The organism is Myroides sp., assembly GCF_032073645.1.
Lineage (GTDB): Bacteria > Bacteroidota > Bacteroidia > Flavobacteriales > Flavobacteriaceae > Flavobacterium > Flavobacterium odoratimimum.
Genome location: NZ_DAMANB010000014.1, coordinates 25,109 through 45,590, shown reverse-complemented (window position 1 = coordinate 45,590; position 20,482 = coordinate 25,109). Strand labels below are relative to the sequence as shown.

General features: G+C 35.4%; 13 protein-coding genes and 1 riboswitch. Of the genes, 6 read left to right on the top strand and 7 right to left on the bottom strand.

Annotated features, from left to right (window positions below; all coding sequences use genetic code 11):
• Positions 1 to 40: 40 nt before the first annotated feature.
• On the bottom strand, positions 41 to 2,596 hold the full coding sequence (locus tag RT228_RS11270; protein ID WP_006258636.1) for a WG repeat-containing protein: 2,556 nt from the start codon (positions 2,594 to 2,596) through the stop codon (positions 41 to 43).
• A gap of 210 nt (positions 2,597 to 2,806) precedes the next feature.
• Positions 2,807 to 3,757 (bottom strand): NADP-dependent oxidoreductase, encoded by a 951-nt coding sequence (locus RT228_RS11265; RefSeq protein WP_006258637.1) that lies wholly within the window; start codon positions 3,755 to 3,757, stop codon positions 2,807 to 2,809.
• Positions 3,758 to 3,836: 79 nt separating this feature from the next.
• Between RT228_RS11265 and RT228_RS11260 the strand changes: the two genes are divergently transcribed.
• Together RT228_RS11260 and RT228_RS11255 are read left to right on the top strand one after the other, a co-directional pair.
• Positions 3,837 to 4,670 carry a helix-turn-helix domain-containing protein gene (locus RT228_RS11260; protein ID WP_006258638.1) on the top strand — a complete coding sequence of 278 codons (834 nt, stop codon included), beginning with the start codon at positions 3,837 to 3,839 and terminating at the stop codon, positions 4,668 to 4,670.
• 122 nt (positions 4,671 to 4,792) lie between these two features.
• Complete coding sequence (locus tag RT228_RS11255; RefSeq protein WP_016648903.1) at positions 4,793 to 5,404, top strand: hypothetical protein; 612 nt, start codon at positions 4,793 to 4,795, stop codon at positions 5,402 to 5,404.
• Positions 5,405 to 5,453: 49 nt separating this feature from the next.
• Here RT228_RS11255 and metE read toward each other — a convergent pair whose 3' ends face one another.
• The gene (gene metE, locus RT228_RS11250) at positions 5,454 to 7,763 is read right to left on the bottom strand and encodes a 5-methyltetrahydropteroyltriglutamate--homocysteine S-methyltransferase (protein WP_006261782.1); all 2,310 of its coding nucleotides are present in this window, start codon (positions 7,761 to 7,763) and stop codon (positions 5,454 to 5,456) included.
• A 177-nt stretch (positions 7,764 to 7,940) separates the two neighbouring features.
• Positions 7,941 to 8,128, bottom strand: a riboswitch (cobalamin riboswitch).
• A gap of 162 nt (positions 8,129 to 8,290) precedes the next feature.
• Between metE and RT228_RS11245 the strand changes: the two genes are divergently transcribed.
• A complete protein-coding gene (locus RT228_RS11245; RefSeq protein WP_006258641.1) occupies positions 8,291 to 8,752 on the top strand; it encodes an Lrp/AsnC family transcriptional regulator in 462 nt (153 codons plus the stop codon).
• A 276-nt stretch (positions 8,753 to 9,028) separates the two neighbouring features.
• Here the strand turns inward: RT228_RS11245 and RT228_RS11240 are convergent, their stop codons facing one another.
• From RT228_RS11240 to RT228_RS11225, 4 genes are all read right to left on the bottom strand, one after another.
• Positions 9,029 to 10,420 carry a TolC family protein gene (locus RT228_RS11240; protein WP_006258642.1) on the bottom strand — a complete coding sequence of 464 codons (1,392 nt, stop codon included), beginning with the start codon at positions 10,418 to 10,420 and terminating at the stop codon, positions 9,029 to 9,031.
• Between the two features lie 94 nt (positions 10,421 to 10,514).
• Positions 10,515 to 13,649 carry an efflux RND transporter permease subunit gene (locus RT228_RS11235; protein ID WP_006258643.1) on the bottom strand — a complete coding sequence of 1,045 codons (3,135 nt, stop codon included), beginning with the start codon at positions 13,647 to 13,649 and terminating at the stop codon, positions 10,515 to 10,517.
• A 14-nt stretch (positions 13,650 to 13,663) separates the two neighbouring features.
• Positions 13,664 to 14,785 (bottom strand): efflux RND transporter periplasmic adaptor subunit, encoded by a 1,122-nt coding sequence (locus RT228_RS11230; protein WP_006258644.1) that lies wholly within the window; start codon positions 14,783 to 14,785, stop codon positions 13,664 to 13,666.
• 997 nt (positions 14,786 to 15,782) lie between these two features.
• Positions 15,783 to 16,646 (bottom strand): helix-turn-helix domain-containing protein, encoded by an 864-nt coding sequence (locus RT228_RS11225; protein WP_006258645.1) that lies wholly within the window; start codon positions 16,644 to 16,646, stop codon positions 15,783 to 15,785.
• Between the two features lie 197 nt (positions 16,647 to 16,843).
• On the opposite strand from RT228_RS11225, the gene RT228_RS11220 reads away from it, so the two are divergent.
• The 3 genes from RT228_RS11220 to RT228_RS11210 all read left to right on the top strand — a co-directional run bounded on the left by RT228_RS11220 (position 16,844) and on the right by RT228_RS11210 (position 20,477).
• Positions 16,844 to 17,683, top strand: a complete 840-nt coding sequence (locus RT228_RS11220) for an NAD(P)-dependent oxidoreductase (RefSeq protein ID WP_006258646.1) — start codon at positions 16,844 to 16,846, stop codon at positions 17,681 to 17,683.
• A 31-nt stretch (positions 17,684 to 17,714) separates the two neighbouring features.
• On the top strand, positions 17,715 to 18,530 hold the full coding sequence (locus RT228_RS11215; protein ID WP_006258647.1) for a 2,3,4,5-tetrahydropyridine-2,6-dicarboxylate N-succinyltransferase: 816 nt from the start codon (positions 17,715 to 17,717) through the stop codon (positions 18,528 to 18,530).
• 78 nt (positions 18,531 to 18,608) lie between these two features.
• Complete coding sequence (locus RT228_RS11210; RefSeq protein WP_006261783.1) at positions 18,609 to 20,477, top strand: LTA synthase family protein; 1,869 nt, start codon at positions 18,609 to 18,611, stop codon at positions 20,475 to 20,477.
• The last annotated feature ends 5 nt before the right edge of the window (positions 20,478 to 20,482 follow it).

Here is a 20,482-nt window from a genome sequence, read left to right as displayed (position 1 = left end):
AGCACTTCTGTATCTCTACAAAAGTGCTTTTTATACAAACCTATATTTCCTTTCCATTTATATCAATAACTACTGCTACTCCATTCTTTATCGCAGTAGTTTTACCATCTTTAAACTCTCCTATATGACTGTATGTAGTCGGTTCTAATACGATTACCCCTTTATCATTCATAAATCCTACATAGTTATTCAGCCTAATTCGCGCTGTATTATCTTTAGTGAAGCGCTCTACCTTATCATATTTCGCTACTGATACTACCTTTTGTAACTTATCCGCTATGCCCCACTTACCTTTCTCTAAATATGTAGCGTAGCCTTTAAATAAGTTATCTACATCTGTATACTGACCTGGTTTAAATAACTCTATCCCATTCTCATAATTAACAATAGTCAATAGTCCATTCGCTCTCACCTTTGCTAACTTGTCTTTTGTCAAAGCATAATCTGGTATTTCATATTTGGCATGCACAGTCGTAAGCCCTACATGATTCACAAATCCGTATAAACCTCCTTTTACTAAATAGGCATATCCTTCATTATTAAACTCACTGATACGATCGTACATCGGGTTTATAACAATGATGCCCTGTTTATTAATCAGTCCCCATACCCCATTCTGTTTCATCCTAGCTACTAGAGCATTGGTGAAGTCTAGCTCGTTCTCATAAACAGGAGAAGTGATATGTACAAGATTAACAGATGCAAAACCATGTAAATCATTCATCCCTTTTAACAAAATGACTTTGTTTGCATAGTCAAACTTTATCTCTTTATAGTTATCCTCTAAGATCTTTCCGTTCTGATTAAAAACATTATACATTGTCACTGAAGAAGTGTGGATAGTAAGCTTTCTATTACTCTCTTTGTCTGGCGTAGATACCTCATCATATTCTACAGCTAGAACTTCTTTCCACTGTCTATTAATTAACCCGCTCTTATTGCCAAAAGACACTACTGCATGATTATCCTCTGCGAACTCTTCTATATCTGTATATTTAGTCGGTTCTACCAACATATTCATTCTAGAGTCAAATATGCCTAAATAAGGAGCCTTAAGTACTTTAAACACTCCAGCTTCATTAAATGGATATATCTCTGTATAATAAGTATCTAATCGCTCTTCGAAGTTTTTATCTATAAGATTCTTAGATATCTCATTCTTCTGTACTAATGCATATCCAAAAGAGTTATAATTATCTATTCGCTCATAGGTTGGTTCTAAACGTTTATACGTTTTTAGATGGAATAACCCTACAGCTCTTTCTATACCTGGTATATCATTGTAGATTCTCACAGTACCTTGGTCTTCTGTCACATTGATATCCTTATAGTCCACAGGTAATACAACTTCCCAATTCTTATTCGCTAACCCTAGTTTACTGTCTAGTGTTAAGATTGTCATATCATAAGGTAGTAAAGTTCCGATATTATCATACATCACAGGTAGCACTACTTTCCATTGTTTATTAATCACTCCCCATTTACCATTCTGATTGACACGCGCAAAGCCCTCAGCGTTAAACACGGTTATATTATCATATTCTGGAGCTAATAATACCTTAAACTCTCTGTTAATCACTCCCCACTTCTCTCCTACTTTAATACGTGCAAAACCTTGTTCGTCGAATTCTGTGATCTCATCATATATAGGCTCTAAGATTACCTTGTGATTCTTATCAATGAATCCCCACTTCTCCCCTACATGTAATCTGGCATAACCTGATTTATCAAACTCAAATATCTTAAAGTCTGCCTCAAAACGAGGTGCTATAATTTCTTTCCAATCTTTATTTAACAGCCCCCATTTCTCTTTTAAAACTACTTTATAAGTAACTTCTACCTCATCATTAGACTCTTTAATCTCATCGTACTTAGGCTCTAGAATCTTTCCTTCCGTGTTAATCATCCCCATCTTTAACGAGTCGATTAACATCGCTATACCTCTAGTATCAAATTTGGTAATACTGTCATACTTAGCATTCGCTAATACTTTCCAATTCTTATTAATCAATCCTCTCTTTGTATTCTGCTCTACGATGATGTGATCTGCATTCACTCCTTCTGTTCCAAAATCGCGAATCTTAGTATAAGAAGGTTTGATTGCTAATTTCCAATCCTTGTCTATAATACCATACTTCTGCTCTATCATCACCTTTACATACTGCTTATCATAGTAGCCTGTAATCTCATCATACAAAGGTTCTATCTTCTCTTCTCCCTTAGTATTAATCACTCCACTTTTTTCTAATCTCACTACAGTCGCATATCCCTGTATACTAAAATCTTTAATATCGTTATAAGTAGGAGCTATTACAGGTTTGCCCAGCATATCTATTATTCCCCAAAGCTTACTCTTTTTTACTCTAGCTATTTTATGTTGGTCAAAATCTTTTACAGCTTCATACTGAGGTACCACTACCACAACATTAGCCTGTGGGTCTCTGAACCCCCATAAACCACGCTCTTCAAAAGGGATTAGTATTTTAGGTTGATAATCTGGTTTCTCTTCTTTAGGTTTATCATTCTTGTTATTGTCATCATTGCTACAAGAAAATGACAAGAAGCCAATTAATATAAGTAAGGTTATTTTTTTCATAAACGTTTAACGATTATTTGAATAGTTAACAAGGAGAATCAAACAAATTCATCAATCCAAACATATAAAAAATTAACATTATTTAATTATTACACTTAAAAAACAACAATATAACCACACAAAACACTAAATAACAAAACATATAAAAACAAAAAAAGATGATATACTTTATATTTATACCATCTTTTATGTTTGATTATTATATTTATTTTAAGAAATACACACAACTACCTTTCCTACAGTATTCCCACTTTCTATATATAAATGTGCTTTATCCATGTCTTCAAAGTCAAAAACACGACTAATATGAGCTTTTACAATACCTTTTTCTAAGAGATCAGCTATGATTTTCATATCTCTTCCACTCGAATACACACTCATAAAACAACTTCCGTGTAACTGTTTTTCATTAAACAATGCTTCATCTTTCTTTGTATATCCTGATGGCAAAGCTACAAGAGTACCGAACTGCTTAAGTACCTTTACTGATTTCTGAAAATTGTCTCCACCTACTGCCTCTAAGACAAAATCTATATCTGACACTACTTCCTCAAACTTCACACTTCTATAATCAATATACTCATCAGCTCCTAAGTTTAAAACAAAGTCTTTATTCTTCAATGAAGATGTTCCTATCACATAAGCCCCTAAATGCTTAGCAATCTGCACTGCATAATGCCCTACTCCTCCAGATGCGGCATGTATTAGTACCTTATCATTAGGTCTTAGTTTACCATAACTATCAAAAGCCTGCCATGCAGTCAAAGCTGCTAAGGTAGACGCAGCTGCTTCTTCATAAGTAATATTACTAGGTTTTAAAGCGATCTGATTAACGGGCACAGCAATATATTCTGCATAAGCCCTGCCGTGCCCTGGAAAGTTTACCATACCAAAAACAGCATCGTCTACTTTAAACTCTTGTACGTGATCTCCTATTGCTTCTATTACACCTGAAAAGTCCCATCCTAAAATAATAGGAGTAAACTGCTCTACTACTTTAGACATCCCTACTGTACCAGCTCTAGTCAAAGCATCCACTGGATTAATACTAAGTGCTTTCACTTTTACTAATACTTCATCTTTATTTATAAAAGGCATCTCTACCTCTCTGATTTGAAGATTCTCTACTCCTCCAAATTCATTTAACACAATTGCTTTCATATAATTATTACTTTTACACAAAAATAAACTGATTAAACACCATCATACAGGTACATTTTAATCAAATAACAGTATATACATGGCAAGAGAAAATATATATCAACCCTTTGAGGTCTTTTATGAGAAGGTAGATTCTTGTCCTCTACAGAACAGACAATTCAATTTTTTTGAGTTTGTATTTGTGATTTCAGGAGAAGGAACACACACTGTAAATGGCAATAAAAGCAAAATAACTATGGGTGACCTATATCTAATCACTCCAGAAGACAAACACTCTTTTGACCTAACAGCTCAATCAGAGTTTGTCGTTATTCGCGTGAATGATGAATACATCAAGCAATACAATGCTGCTAATATTAATCACTTAGAATGCGTGCTGTACTATGCTACGCATCTACCTACTTCTATTATAACAGATGAGGAAGACAAACATATCATTCACAAAATAGTAGAATGCCTTATACTCAGTATCCAAAATACTAAAACCTGTAATTGCGATTTACAACGTCAGTATATCAATGCTATTATGATTATAGCTACGCGTAATCTAATGAACTATATTCCTGAAAACTTAACCACTAAAGAACAAAAGGTATTAGACATCATAAGTTACATACAACAGAACATCTATGACCTCAAACGATTAACAGCACAGGTTATAGGACAAGAATTTGGTCTAGCACCGTCTTATATAGGTAATTATTTTTTTAATCAATGCGGAGAAACTATGCAGCAGTACATCACTACTTATCGACTAAAACTTATTAAGCAACGTCTATTATTTAGCGATCTTAGAATAGGTGAGATAGCTTCTGAATTTACGTTTACAGATGAGAGTCATGCTAACAAATTCTTTAAGAAACATGAAAGTATGAGTATGTCGGCTTATAGAAAGACACATCAAAAAAGATAATCTTTTTTATATCAGAAATAGTTGTAATTTCATTCTGAATAAGCTTTTCCTTTTTCTATCTCTTAAAAAAGGCTATGCTATTATTCATCAAACCATTACAACGCTTTTTTAAAAAAGACTTTATGAAAAACAAAATCAATTGGCCAAGAGTAGGTATTATCACAAGTACAATTATCTTCTTTATCGTAGCCATAACTTTTGAAATATTTGAGCTAGCTTCTCTTCCTGGTCAGTTCTTTGGTACATTATTAGGAGTTGTAATTACAGCTATTATTACTGTTCTCTTATTACAAGGACAAACTAAAAGTGAAGAGTCTAGAGAACGTCACTTATTAGTATTTGAAAAGAAACAAGAAGTTTTCTTTCAATTCTTGACTCAGCTAAACACGATCTTACAACGAGAATCACTTAGTCCACACTTATCTACAGGTAAGAAAATAGAGAAAGAAGTGAATAACCTACACGATCTGATCTTTGAGTTTGGTTTTCTTCAAATGCATACCTCAGCAGAGACTTTTGATAAAATCTTAGTTCACGTAGGTAATCTAATGACTGAAAGTCATCAGATCAAAATAGCAGAAAACCAATCAATAGAAAAAGTAGAACAATACTACTTAACGCTTACTTCAGATTTCTTTGCTATCGTATCACTACTTAAGCATGAATTATACAATGAATTCTCTCCTCATATAGACAAGGATAAATTAGATAGAATCATTCGTCTATCTTTCTAACTAAAATAATAGAATAAGGCTCTTGTTGATCAACAAGAGCCTTATTCTATTAAATAGCTTCTACTAAACTTTCTTCTCTCAGTTTTTTAGAGACATTCACCATCGCTATAAGCGCTTTTTCAGTCTCTTCCCAATGACGCGTTTTTAATCCACAGTCAGGGTTTACCCATAATTGTTTTGTTGGTATATAGTTTTCTGCCTTTTTAATTAGATACAACATTTCTTCTTCTGTAGGTACACGTGGAGAGTGAATATCATATACTCCTGGTCCAATCTCATTTGGGTATTTAAATGCTGCAAAAGCATCTAATAAATCCATCTGTGAACGAGAACACTCTATCGTAATCACATCTGCATCCATAGCTGCAATATGCTGTATAATATCGTTAAACTCAGAATAACACATATGAGTATGAATCTGTGTCTCATTCTTCACTCCTGAAGCAGAAATTCTAAATGCTCTAACAGCCCAATCCAAATAACTATCCCAGGCTGCTTTACGCAATGGTAAGCCTTCTCTTATTGCAGGTTCATCAATCTGGATGATTTCAATATTAGCACTTTCTAAATCTACTACTTCATCTCTAATTGCTAAAGCTATTTGAGTACAGGTCTCAGACCTAGGAATATCATTTCGTACAAAGGACCACTGTAATATCGTCACTGGACCTGTCAACATTCCTTTTACCTTTTGCTTAGTCAATGATTGTGCATAAGCAGACCAGAATACCGTTAATGGCTTACTGCGATACACATCTCCATAAATAACAGGAGGTTTCACACATCTACTTCCATAACTCTGTACCCAACCATTCTGAGTAAATGTAAATCCTTCTAATTGTTCTCCGAAGTACTCCACCATATCATTGCGTTCAAATTCTCCATGTACTAATACATCTAGACCGATTTCTTCTTGCCATTGTATAGCTCTAGCCGTCTCTTGTTTTAATAAATCTTCATACTGCTGTGCTGTAAGCTCTCCCTTTTTAAACTTAGCTCTCCACTGTCTTACTTCTTTCGTCTGTGGGAACGAACCTATTGTTGTCGTTGGAAATAAAGGCAGGTCTAATGCTTTATGTTGTAAGGGTTGTCTCGTACTAAACGGAGCTTTTCTTTGTGCATCTTGCTCTGTAATTCCTTGTACGCGTCTTTTTACTGCTTCATGATGTATAAGCGTAGATGTACGTTTATCGTGTTGAGCTATTTTATTCTCTTGATAAGCTGATACCCCCTCTCTATCTGCAACACTCGCTAACTTAGCTAAATCTACTACTTCCTGAACCTTTTGTTTAGCAAAAGCGAGCCATTGCTTGATTTCTGTTGTTAATTTCACTTCTCCTTCTAAATCAATAGGGCTGTGAAGTAATGAACACGATGTCGCTATGATGATTTTCTCTTTCCCTCTTCGCTCAATAGCTTTATCTATCAATGTTAATGATTGTTCATAATCGTTCTTCCAAATATTACGACCATCCACTACACCTAGTGACAACTTTAAACTAGACGGAGCCTTATTAAGTATCTCTTCTAGCTGCTCTTCATTACGCACTAGATCAATATGCAATACTTCTACTGGTAATGCCAATGCCAACGAAGCATTATCTTCTAATCCTCCAAAGTAAGTAGCTACAATTACCTTAAGATCTGGAAAAGAAGATTGTATAATATTGTAAAACGATGTGATTGCTTTTTTCTGTTCTTCTGTCAAGTCAAGCACTAGAAAAGGTTCATCAATTTGAATGTATTGAACTCCTTCATCTGTCAGACGTTTTATTATTTCAAGATATACAGGTAACAAACTATCTACTAAGCTTAATACATTGAAATCTTGTTCTTTTGCCTTACCTAATAGCAAATAAGAAACAAGACTTAAGATAACGGGCTTAGTCTCTATACCAATCTTCTTTGCTTCTTTATATTCCTCTACTACCTTTAGTGAAGTTAATTCAAACTGCTGTCCTTTATAAAACTCCGGTACGATATAGTGATAGTTAGTATCAAACCATTTTGTCATTTCCATAGCAGTAATATCAAATCCACCTTTTTGATACCCTCTAGCCATCGCGAAGTATAAATCTAGTAAAGACAGACCTTCATTTGTACGGAGAGGCTGATACCTTTTAGGAATAGCTCCTAAGGTTAAACTCCAATCCAATACCTGATCATAAAATGAAAAGTCATTAGAAGGAATTAATGTAATACCTGCTGTCTTTTGTAATTGCCAATTTTGATGACGAATAGCTTGCGCAACCTGCTCTAACTCTTCTCTTTCAATTTTCTCAGCCCAATACTGTTCATTTGCTTTTTTCAGCTCTCTTTGGCCACCAATACGCGGATAGCCTAATACTTGTGTTTGCATTTTCACAACTTTTTAAAATGGTTAATTAATCACTTAAAAAGTTCTCTCTTCCTAATGCATTACGCGGTAGTGGGGAAACTCTAATAGATAAGGAATAGCTATACAATACTACTTCTATATAACATAGAAACAGCACATCATAGCATCAAACCTGACTATAGCTCTTTACCGCGAAAGCATTGTCAATTCAAAAATGGCAGGTCTCCTGACTTATAACTACACTAATCGCCCTTCCCGATTTTATATCAGTGAGCATAATATGACTAGTATATTCAATGTTACTTACAGTTGCGCGACAGTTCGTGATTCTCACACGATTCCCTTTTAATCTACAGTTAAGTAAAACCTATTTTCGCCTGATGAAGTATTTTAAGAACAATTCATTAATTCTAAACAAAGATACAATTGAAGAATATAAACACATTACATATTCAACAATTAAGAACAAATAACCATAATAATAATTTAAACAGATTTTAATTCTATTATCACTACATTTGGTACCACTAAAACAAAATATTATTCTAATGCATAACCTAGACGAGACAGATTTAAAACTACTTCGAATACTATGTGACAACTCTAATCTGACTACAAAAGAGATTGCTCAACAAGTAAACCTATCTGCTACTCCAGTTTTTGAAAGAATAAAACGACTAGAAAAAGAAGGCTTTATAAAGAAATATATCGCTTTAATAGATGCTGAAAAGCTAAATAAAGGCTTTATTGTATTCTGTAATATTAAACTTAAACAACATGAGCGCCTTATCAATAACAAGTTTGTTGAAGATATTATGCTTATAGATGAAGTTGTTGAATGTTATAATATATCAGGAGATTTTGACTTTATCCTAAAAGTATATGCTAATGATATGAAGCATTACCAAGACTTTGTATTTAATAAATTAGCCATGGTAGATAGTATAGGAAGTACACATAGTTCTTTTGTGATGAGAGAAATTAAGAACACTCACAACATTTCTTTTTAAATATTAAAAGAAATCAATTAAAACAAAAAAGCCACATCTCACGATGTGGCTCTCTCAATTAAAAAGTAGTAAAAAATCGACAAAGATTATTTGTCTAGAAAGACTCAATCTATTGACATAATCCAGTTTTATAAATAGTTTCCAAATTAGCACGATGATTAACTATCTAAAAGTAAAATGCCGACGAACAGATTGAGTCAAGTAATTAATAATCTACTATAAAGATTGTTCTCCCTATAGTATCACTTTCATTACTCTATATATAAATGGAAAAAATTATTCTCTCCAACCTCCTCCTAATGCTTTATAAAGCTTAATAATGGCTTGCCATTCTAATAGCTGATCATTACTATGTGCTAATTGTGCATAAAGGTGTGCTTGTTCTGAAGTCAATACATCTGTATAATTCGTTGATGAATGATACACTAATAACTTCTTTGTATAATCAACAGCTAAGGCTAACTTATCCACTTGTTGTTGTCTCATAGTCAGTTGCTCTCCTGCCATCTCATAAGCATATAGTGCATCAGAGACCTCTTGCCCTGCTACTAACATAGTTTTTTGAAAGTTGTACGCTTTCTCTTGATAACTCGCTTTCGCTATCTCTAACCTCGTTTTGTTTTGTCTTTTATTAAAGATAGGCTGTAATAAGCCCCCTGCTATATTAGCAAACAATCCTGTAGAAGTAAACCAATCTTTAAACTCATAACTAGAGAATCCCGCTCCTCCTGTGATATTTAATGAAGGGTAGAATGCTCTCTTAGCCGCATTCACATCTTCAAAATACGCTGCCAACTCATACTCAGCTGCCATCACATCAGGCCTATTCTTTAATAGATGTGCAGGTATCCCTATACTTGGTTCTATTGGTAGTTCTTGTACAGTTAAGTTAGCTCTATCTATTGTACCTACAGGTTTCCCTAATAGAACATTCAATGCATTTTCTACTTCTCTGATTTGGCGTTTCACACCAGGTAGTGTAGCCTCAGCGTCATAGTAGTTAGCTTCACTCTGTACCACAGCCGCACCTGTTACTACACTTGACTCCTTCAACTTTTGCATTGTTTCAACATCTACTTTTCTATTCACTATCGTCTTTTCGATAATAGTTTGTTGTTGATCTAACGCCAATAATTGGTAATAATAATCTGCTATCTGAGCGACTATCTGAGTCTGCACAGCCTTTTGTCCTGCATCAGACTGAAGCATTCTATAGTAAGCAGCACGCTTACTACTCGCTAATTTTCCCCATACATCTATCTCCCAAGAAGTATTAGCGAATACATCATACTGTGTCGCATTCTTTACAAAACCAAACCCCTGAGGATAAGATAATCTTGATCTTTTCACTCCTCCACCTATACTTAAGTCAGGTAAGAACGCAGCTTTAGATTGTTTTAATAACGCCTCTGAAGCATGTAGCCTTTCTATCCCTATCTTTAGGTCTAAGTTATTTTCTATTCCTTCTGTTATTAGCTCTTGTAGCTTTGCATCTTTAAACAAAGTTTGCCAAGGCATCATGCCTATACTTAATGTGTCCCCTTCTTGGGTATTTCGATAAAGCTCTTTTGCAGCAATATCTAAGTGCTGATAACTCTGTGTGGATTGGCATGAGGCCAACATCCCCATAGCCAGAGCACCTATATATATTTTATATGTCCATTTCATGATTCTTCTGATTTATCGCATTGACTTAAGTCATTGTGTAACGTATAAGTGCACCCTTAGATACACTTATACATTTCTCACTTTATAATTACACTTACTCTTGTTCTTCTAATACAGGAGCTCCACTTATTTTCTCTTGTAACGCCTGGAACACAACAAATAATGAAGGAATAACTAATACCCCGATCAGCGTACCAATCAACATTCCTCCTACCGCAGCTGTACCAATTGATTTATTACTCAATGCTCCTGCTCCTGTCGCCATCATCAGTGGTAATAATCCAAATATGAAAGCAAACGAAGTCATCAGAATAGGTCTTAGACGAATACGCGCTCCTTCTATAGCAGCCGCTGCAATAGTCTGACCTGACTGTCGTCTCTGTAGCGCAAACTCTACAATCAGAATAGCATTCTTCGCTAATAAACCAATCAACATAATCAAACTAATCTGTAAGAATATATTATTTTCTATTCCGAATAGCTTAGCGAAGATAAAAGCTCCTGCTAATCCTATCGGTAAAGAGAACAACACTGCCAATGGAAGTATATAACTCTTAAACTGAGCACTTAATAAGAAGTAAACGAATAAGATAGACAGCACAAAAATAATAACAGTCTGATTACCACTACCGCTCTCTTCTCTAGACAATCCTGAATACTCAAAACCATACCCTTGTGGTAAAGTCTGTGCTGCTACTTCTTCTATCGCACGTATAGCATCTCCAGAACTAAAACCTGGATTAGGGCTACCATTCACGAAAGCTGAGTTAAACAAATTAAAGCGCGTCAAGAACTCTGGACTGTACACTTTCTTCAGATCAATGAAGGCTGTGATAGGAGACATTACTCCTTGCTCATTCTTCACATATAGTTTATCGATAGCCTCTTTATTCTCACGGAAATTAGGATCTGCTTGTATCATCACCTTATACTGCTTACCGAAGCGGTTAAAGTTCGTTGCATAAATACCTCCTAAATACCCTTGTAGTGTAGTCAGAATCTCTGTTACCCCTACCCCTGCCTCTTTTGCTTTTGCTACATTGACAGACACTTCATACTGTGGGAAGTTCGTATTAAAAGACGAAGTGGCATACATAATCTCAGGACGTTGATTTAACGCTCCTAAGAATCCTCCTATTATTTCTTCAAACTTCTTATAATCTCCACCAGTCTTATCTTGTAACTGTACTTCGAATCCTGAACTGTTACCAAATCCTTGTAGTGTAGGTGCTGCAAAGAATACCACATTAGCATCCTTAATATGCGCTGTCTTAGCAAATAACTGTCCTACTACACTGTGAATATTTTGTTCTGGATTTGGGCGATCTTTCCAGTGTTTTAACTTAATGAACTCTACAGCATACGAACTACCATTCCCACTGAAGAAGTCCATACCTGCTAGTCGTGAAGTGAACTTTACCTCAGGTATACTCATCGCGATACTATCTATCTCGTTAGAGATACGCTCAGTCTCTTCAAGAGAAGTAGAAGGAGCTAAGATAATATTACCATAGATAGAAGCACTATCCTCATTAGGAACAAATCCCGTTGGTGTCGTTTTCGTTAAGAATACAAACAAGGCACCAAATACAACGATACTTCCTAACGACAACCATTTATTCTTATTCAAGAAGCCCAATACACCTACATAGCGATTAGTCATTCTGTCAAATGAACTATTAAAAGCAGATTTAAATCTATTGACAAAACCTCTTTTCTCCTCGTGTATACCTGACTCAGGTTTCAACATAATAGCACATAGCGCAGGACTCAGTGTCAAGGCATTAATAGCCGAAATCAAAATAGCGACAGCTAATGTGATACCAAATTCTTTATAAAACACCCCTACAGATCCTTCGATAAATGTAACGGGTACGAATACAGCTGACATCACTAACGTAATCGAAATAATAGCAGTAGTCAACTCACTCATGGCACTCACTGTAGCCTTCTTCGCTGTCTCTGCTCCTTCATATAGTTTGGCATGTACTGCCTCTACTACGATGATGGCATCGTCCACCACAATACCGATGGACAGTACTAGAGCAAAAAGAGTCAACAAGTTAATAGAGAAGCCAAATAGATTCAAGAAAAAGAACGTACCTACGATAGCTACTGGTACCGCTATAGCTGGTATCAAAGTAGAACGCCAATCCTGTAAGAACACTAATACTACTATGAACACTAATACAAATGCTTCTATTAAAGTCGCTATCAATTTATCAATAGAGGCTAATAAGAAATCATTAGAATTCGCATATACTTCGAATTTCGCCCCCGCAGGCAAGTCTTTTTCTGCTTCTTTTAATAATTCTTCACATTGCTTAATAATCTCATGGGCATTAGACCCTGCCACCTGATTTACCGCGATATAAGTACCGTGCTGTTTATAAGCAGTCATGGTCATCGCATACGAGTAGGCTCCTAAGTCTATCTCTGCCACATCACTTAGACGCAATATCTTACCTGTACCATTAGAACGGATAATAATATCTCCGAACTCTTCTGGCGTTTCTAATCGACCTGTGTATTTTAAAGCATACTGAAAACTCTGTCTGCTATTCTCTCCTACCTTACCTGGTGCTGCCTCTACGTTTTGCTCTTGTAACGCTTGTACGATATCACTTGGTGTAAGTCCGTAAGAAGCCATTGCATTTGGCTTTAACCAGATACGCATACTGTACTCACGCCCTCCATAGATAGAGGCATCCCCTACTCCATTGATACGCTTGATCTTAGGTAGAATATTGATACGAGCATAGTTCTCTAAGAATGCCTGATCATATCTACTATCAGAGCTATACATTAAGAAACTGAATATCTCACTACTCAATCTCTTGGTTGTAGTCACCCCTTGTTTTATTACCTCTTCTGGCAATTGACTCATGGCTTGGCTCACACGGTTCTGCACGTTCACAGCTGCCATGTCAGCATCTGCTCCTTGTGTAAAAGTAATGGTAATAACAGCCGAACCATCATTACTCGCCTTTGAGTTCATATACGCCATATTCTCTACTCCATTAATCTGTTCTTCTAATGGAATAATTACACTCTTCATTACCGCCTCAGCATTTGCCCCTTGGTAGTTAGCAGTCACCTGTACTGTAGGCGGTGCTATCTCAGGATACTGTGTGATAGGTAATGAGAATAGTCCTAACAACCCTAGTATTACTATAATGATAGATATCACGGTAGATAACACTGGGTTTTCTATAAATCTTTTCAACATAATGCTATTCTCTATTACATTTTAATCTTCATTCCTTCACGTAGTCCTCCTATATCTGCACTTACGATTTTGTCTCCAGGTTTTAACCCACTTGTCACTACGAAGTATTGACTCGAAGGCACCTTCTCCATAACCGAAATTTCTGTGCTAGTCACTACACCCTCTGCATTAGCCACATAAATAAAACGCTTCCCTTGCACTTCAAAAGTCGCCTTCTGAGGAACTAGAATAGCTTCGCTTACACTCTCGTGTACACGAATGGTAGCACTATTTCCACTTCTCAATATTCCCTGTGGATTAGTAAACACAGCTCTAAAGTTCACACTTCCAGTACGAGGGTCTACTTGTCCACTCACTGTATTTATTTTCCCTTTCTGATTGTATTCACTTCCATTCGCTAATAAAAGAGATACTTCAGGCATACTCGCGAGTCTCTGTTCTAGAGTTTGTTCTCCTCCTTTTTGCATAAAGTCGATAAACTCTTTTTCATTCATAGAGAAATAAGCATTGATACTTCCTATCTCAGATACTGTAGTTAGAGGCTCTGGTGAAGCGCTACTTACCAGTGCTCCCACTTTATAAGGGATTAATCCTATAACTCCATCAAAGGGAGCTACCACCTGAGTATATCCCACATTAGCCTGTGCACTATTTAAGTTAGCTTTAGCTTGTGCTAGTTGTGCTTCTTTACTTCTTAATGCATACTCTGCAGACTCTAACTCATAGTTACTGATAATACCTTCACTCACTAGTGGTTTAGCTTTAGCTACATGCATACGAGCGTTGTTTAACTCTGCCTCTGCATTTTTTATCGAAGCCACCGCTGCCACACTCTCTTCGTGATATTGTGGAGCGTAGATTTTGAATAAGGGTTGCCCTTTTTTGACTGTTTGCCCTTCATCCACATAGATTGCCTCAACGAAACCATCAATTTTTGGACGCAATTCTACATCTTTTATCCCTTGTAACACCACTGGATAATCTGTAAATAAATTAGCTTGCTCCGCTTTTATTGAAAGTACAGGATACTGCTCGACTTGACTGTCTCCTCCCCATTCTCCTTCTTGCTTTTTATCTTGACATGCCCATAATAAGGCGATTGTAGTAAGACCTAAAAAAGTAGATGTTTTTTTCATCTTTAACTATTTATTATTGATTGAACTATTGCGTTAAGTAGTAGCACTATTTCTATTTAAACATGTAGCAAATGTATTATCTAAACAAAATGAGGTAAAGGGGTAAAAAGTAGATTTTTTAGTCAAAAGGTAAGATTATAGAAATCAAGAAGTATCTCCCTTAAGTACAAAACACATTATTTCTCTTCCCTACCGCACTATGCCCTAGCTTATAAAAGAATATAATACACAGCCATTAGGCTACTATTAACATGAGGCAAAATTCCATCAATGAGCACTAGCACACAAGCACTATAACACGGTATAGATGTTCAAAATGTCGGATTTCAAACATTTAACTATAATCGTTCTAAATAAGTTAATTTTAGCCAATAAGTAAGTTTCAGCCACTTATCCCTTCTATTTATAGTTCTTAAAAAATGGGAAACACTTTTTTAAAATCATCTACTTATTACTACCTATTTATAGCAATAAAACACTTTTTTAAGCTCTATTTTTTCTAAAAAGCACTCTATTAGGCTAATTCTAGCCATAAATAGTAAAAAAGAGATTCACTTTTTTTAAACAGCAAAAACAACCAACAATATAGTAATCAACACATTACTATCTATTTCGTTTTTTATTCAATGAAGTACTATCCCCTACCATCCCTTATATAATCTAGCATTCATCCTAATTCCTTCGACAATACATGGAGAATACCTCGAAAATGATGGAGCTAAGATGGTCTTTGTCGAGGGATGCTTCTTTTATTCTCCCATTATTTTCCAATCATTTCGTTTGGAGAAAAACACAGTGCTCAATTATGAATCACTTAATGATCATTCACAATATTCAATAAATAGGTTAACAAAATGGAGAACTAGAGAAAAGAAGGCAATGGACTTCTATTAATTGGCAATGCATTCTTATCTCTTATAACAAGAATGGGATACGCTATAAAAAAGTAATACTATTATCAATAAAAAGATGATAACGCTCTTATAAGTAATTCCTCTTATAAACTGTGACGATAAGCACTAGGACTAATACTGCTATACTTTTTAAAGTATTTGCCAAAGGTGCTCTGATCGCTGAAGTGAAGTATCTCTGCGATGATTCCTATAGAGAGGTTTTGGTCTTGTAGTAAGATTTTAGCTTCTAAGACTACTTGATTTTGGATCCACTCACTAGCAGTCAGTCCCGTTTCTGATGAGATTACTTGACTTAGATATTTAGGATGTACATGGAGATAGTCAGCGTAGTACTGTACACTTCTGTGTTCTTTACAGTGCTTACCTACCGCCTCTCTAAACTTGAGAGCTAGTTTATGTAAACTTTTGGTCACATTACCATATTTCTCATACAGATACGCTACTTCGTTAATCATACTGTAGATTACTCCTCTGATGACCTCTGTATGAAAAGAGTTGGTTGAATTATGATAGAGATCTATGACCTTAAACATGGTTTTAAAACTCTCAAACTCCTTAGAATCTAACTGTGTAACACAACCTCCTAGACTAGATAAATCCGAAAAAGAAGCGAGTACATTATTCTCTACTAACTTATCTTGTAAGAAATCTTCTGAGAATAAGATTGTCATCATCTCATAAGTACGACGAGTCTTGTCCCATCTCTTAATTGATGTAGTATCTGCAAAAATAATGGCAGGTCCCTTGATAGTATACTCTGTAAGATCGATATAGAAGGTAATCTCTCCTTCCTCTAAAAGCCCTATTCCATAATAATTAGACCGATATGGCTCTGCCGGATAGTATGCTAGATTAATAAATGGCATATAGATATAGTGCTCCTGAGTCTCTAATTCTTTGAAACTATTCTTTAAGCGATCTAAGGTTTCCCATTTAATATTCTTCATTTCTAGTCTAGCTGATAGGCAAAAATAGAAAGTTATTTAGAATAATTTCGTTTTTTGATACTTCTTGTACCTCATTGCCTCACTACATTTATTTGTATAAAATCTGTAACTCCATAGCATGAGAAACGACTCTCAAAAAAAAATATCGTTATATTTGCTTTATCATTAAAATAACCTCAACACAAAAAATAAAAGATATGAAAAAAATAGGATGGATAGGATTAGGAAATATGGGAACCCCTATGGCGCACAATCTTTTAAAGGCAGGTTATAAACTAAACTTCTATAGAAGAGACAGTGCTAAAACTTCTCCACTTATCGCTGAAGGGGCTACTCCTATAGAAGATCTTACAGACTTTATCGCTAAGACAGATATTATCTTTCTAACACTGCCTGATGATAAAATAGTAGTAAGTACTTTCGAACAAATTCTCACTACGGATCTAAAGGGAAAAACATTCGTTAACAGTAGTACAATATCGCCTACATTAGCTGAAAAACTATATCAACAAGTACAAGAGAAAGAGGCTTTCTATCTAGATGCTCCTGTATCAGGAAGTGTAAAACCTGCGATAGATGGTACACTCTTATTCTTAGTAGGTGGTGATCTAGAAGATCACTTGACTTGCGAACCTCTTTTTGAAGTAATGGGTAAAAGCCATTATTACTTAGGAACGGCAGGTAGTGGTAGCAAAGCTAAACTAGCAATTAACTACTATATGTCTGTAGTAGTACAAGGACTAGCAGAGACTGTACTATTCGCAGAACAGAATGGAATAAATAGAGAGATGATGACTGCTATCGTAAATAATAGTGCATGTGGCTCTGGTATGAGTAAGATAAAGACCCCTGCTATCCTAGATGATAACTATCCTGCTGCATTTCCACTAAAGTTTATGCTAAAGGACATTCGCCTAGCACAAGATGCAGGATGGAATACTGCACTGACACAAGCTGCTGAACAAGCGTATGCAAAGGCTAGTGAACAAGGATTAGCCGAACAAGACTTAATGGCGGTAATCAAAGCCATTCAATAATTATATATTAACAAACCTCAATCTAATACAGATGACGCACTTACAAGAAGTAATCGAAAAGGCGTGGGACGACCGCTCACTATTACAAGATCAAAACACTCAAAATACTATTCGTGAAGTTATAGAGCTGATTGACAGTGGTAAATTGCGTGTAGCTGAACCTAAGGGAACAGAATGGCAAATCAATGAATGGGTAAAGAAGGCAGTAGTGCTATACTTCCCTATTCAAAAGATGGAAACTTTAGAAGCTGGTATCTTCGAATACCACGATAAAATGCCTCTAAAGAAGAATTATGCTGAGAAGGGAATCAGAGTAGTACCTAATGCTGTGGCTCGTCATGGAGCTTATATCTCATCAGGTGTTATCCTTATGCCTTCTTATGTGAATATAGGTGCTTATGTAGATGAAGGAACGATGGTAGATACATGGGCTACTGTTGGATCTTGTGCTCAGATAGGTAAACATGTTCACTTATCAGGTGGTGTAGGTATCGGAGGAGTACTAGAACCTCTACAGGCTGCGCCTGTTATTATTGAGGACAATGCATTCATCGGATCGCGTTGTATCGTAGTAGAAGGTGTTCGCGTAGGGAAAGAAGCTGTATTAGGTGCTAATGTAGTACTAACAGCGTCTACTAAAATTATAGATGTAACAGGAGATACTCCTAAAGAAATAAAAGGATATGTACCGGAGCGCTCTGTAGTGATACCTGGTTCGTATACAAAACAATTCCCTGCTGGTGAGTTCCAAGTACCTTGTGCGTTAATCATCGGACAGAGAAAACCATCTACAGATCTTAAAACATCTCTAAACGATGCTTTAAGAGAATATAATGTAGCTGTATAAATACTAAATATACCATTACTATCATAAAACAGAGTACTTTTGTGCTCTGTTTTTATTTATTAAAAAAAGTTTTTATTATTGATTATGAGTAAATTATTTTCTCAAAATTGTATCCTATTCTTTAAAAGATTTCTTTTAATCTTCTTCTTTTATCAAGTATGTAGAGTAGGTTTCTATTTTTACAATTCACACTTATTAGATCCTTGGGATTTAAATATATTTCTTGGGGGTGTTCGATTTGACTTAGCGGCACTAGGATTTATTAATATGGCATTCGCCTTATTACACTTATTCCCTGGTAAATTTCAAAATAACAAAGGATATCAACAGTTCTTATTTTACAGTTTCTACTTAGTGAATATATTCATACTATGTCTAAACTTTGTAGACTACGAATACTTTAGATTTATCAGTAGACGTAGTTCTTATGCCTTTATCACTGCCTCTGGTATGGAACAAGAATTACCAGGATTATTAAAGAATTTCATTGTAGACTACTGGTGGATACCAGTCTATATGTTCTTATCCTTCGTAATATTCTGGTTGATATACAGAAAGATAGATTACAAAATCAAAAGCAGTAAATTCAATATTAAAGATACTGTCGTGATGGTATTAGTAATAGGAATCATGCTAGTATTAGGTCGTGGGGGATTACAACGCAAACCTATTCGTCTAGTAGATGCATCTCAATATGGAGGATTAAAAAATACAGCTCTAGTCTTAAACACTCCATTCTCTGTATTAAAAACAATGGGAAGAAACGAAAACTTAGAAGAGGTAAACTTCTATACTGAAGCTGAACTAGACCAGGTATTTAATCCTGTACAAGAGTTCAAATATGACAGTATTAATAAAAAGAATGTTGTCTTGTTAATCGTTGAAAGTTTCGGTAGAGAAACGATGCATAGAGGATTGACTCCATTTATGGATTCGCTAGCGCAGAATAGTCATTTCTTCGAAAATGCATTCGCTAATGGTAAAGTATCTATCGATGCTGTACCATCGTCTATCTCTAGTATTCCTAGCTTAATGAATAGAACGTTTATTTCGTCTAGCTATGCATTAAACGACGTATATACACTACCTAAAATATTAAAAGAAAATGGATATCACACTGCGTTCTTCCATGGTGCGTTCAACGGTAGTCAAAACTTCGATCAATATGCTAATGTAGCAGGTTTTGATGAATATTATGGAAAGAATGAATACGAAGGCCCTGATGCATTTGACGGAACTTGGGGTGTATTTGATGAAGAGTTTTTACAGTTCTATATCAAACAATTAGACCGATTCAAGAAACCTTTTTTTACTACTCTATTCACAATTTCGTCACATAACCCATATACTATCCCTGAGAAGTATAAAGGTAAATTCCCTAAAGGAGAAGCAGACATCCACGAATCAATCGCCTATGCTGATTATTCTCTTAAAAAGTTCTTCGAAACTGCAAAAAATAAAGAGTGGTATAACAATACTATTTTTATTATTACTGCAGACCATACCTGTGCAGAACCTATAGAAGATGAATGGAAAACGAATGTAGGTAAATTCCGTATTCCTATCTTGTTCTTTGCTCCTAATGACCCAAGTATAACAACTGAAAAAGTAGAGAAGAACTTCCAACAGATCGATATCCTACCAAGTTTACTGGACTATCTACAGATTAATACTAAGATTATTACTTATGGTAAATCTTATAAATCTGATCAAGACTTTGTAGTAAACTACTTAGATAATATCTATAACTATGAAAAAGGAGATTATTACTTAGCTTTTGACGGGAAGAAAACCTTAGGTCTATACAACTGGAAAAAAGATCCTCTACTAAAGCAAAACCTGATGAATACAGAGGCTGCAAAAAGAGAAGAGATGGAAAAATTCATCAAAGCATATATACAGTCCTTTAATTCTAGAGTTAAAAACAATCAATTGACTGTGAAATAATATTA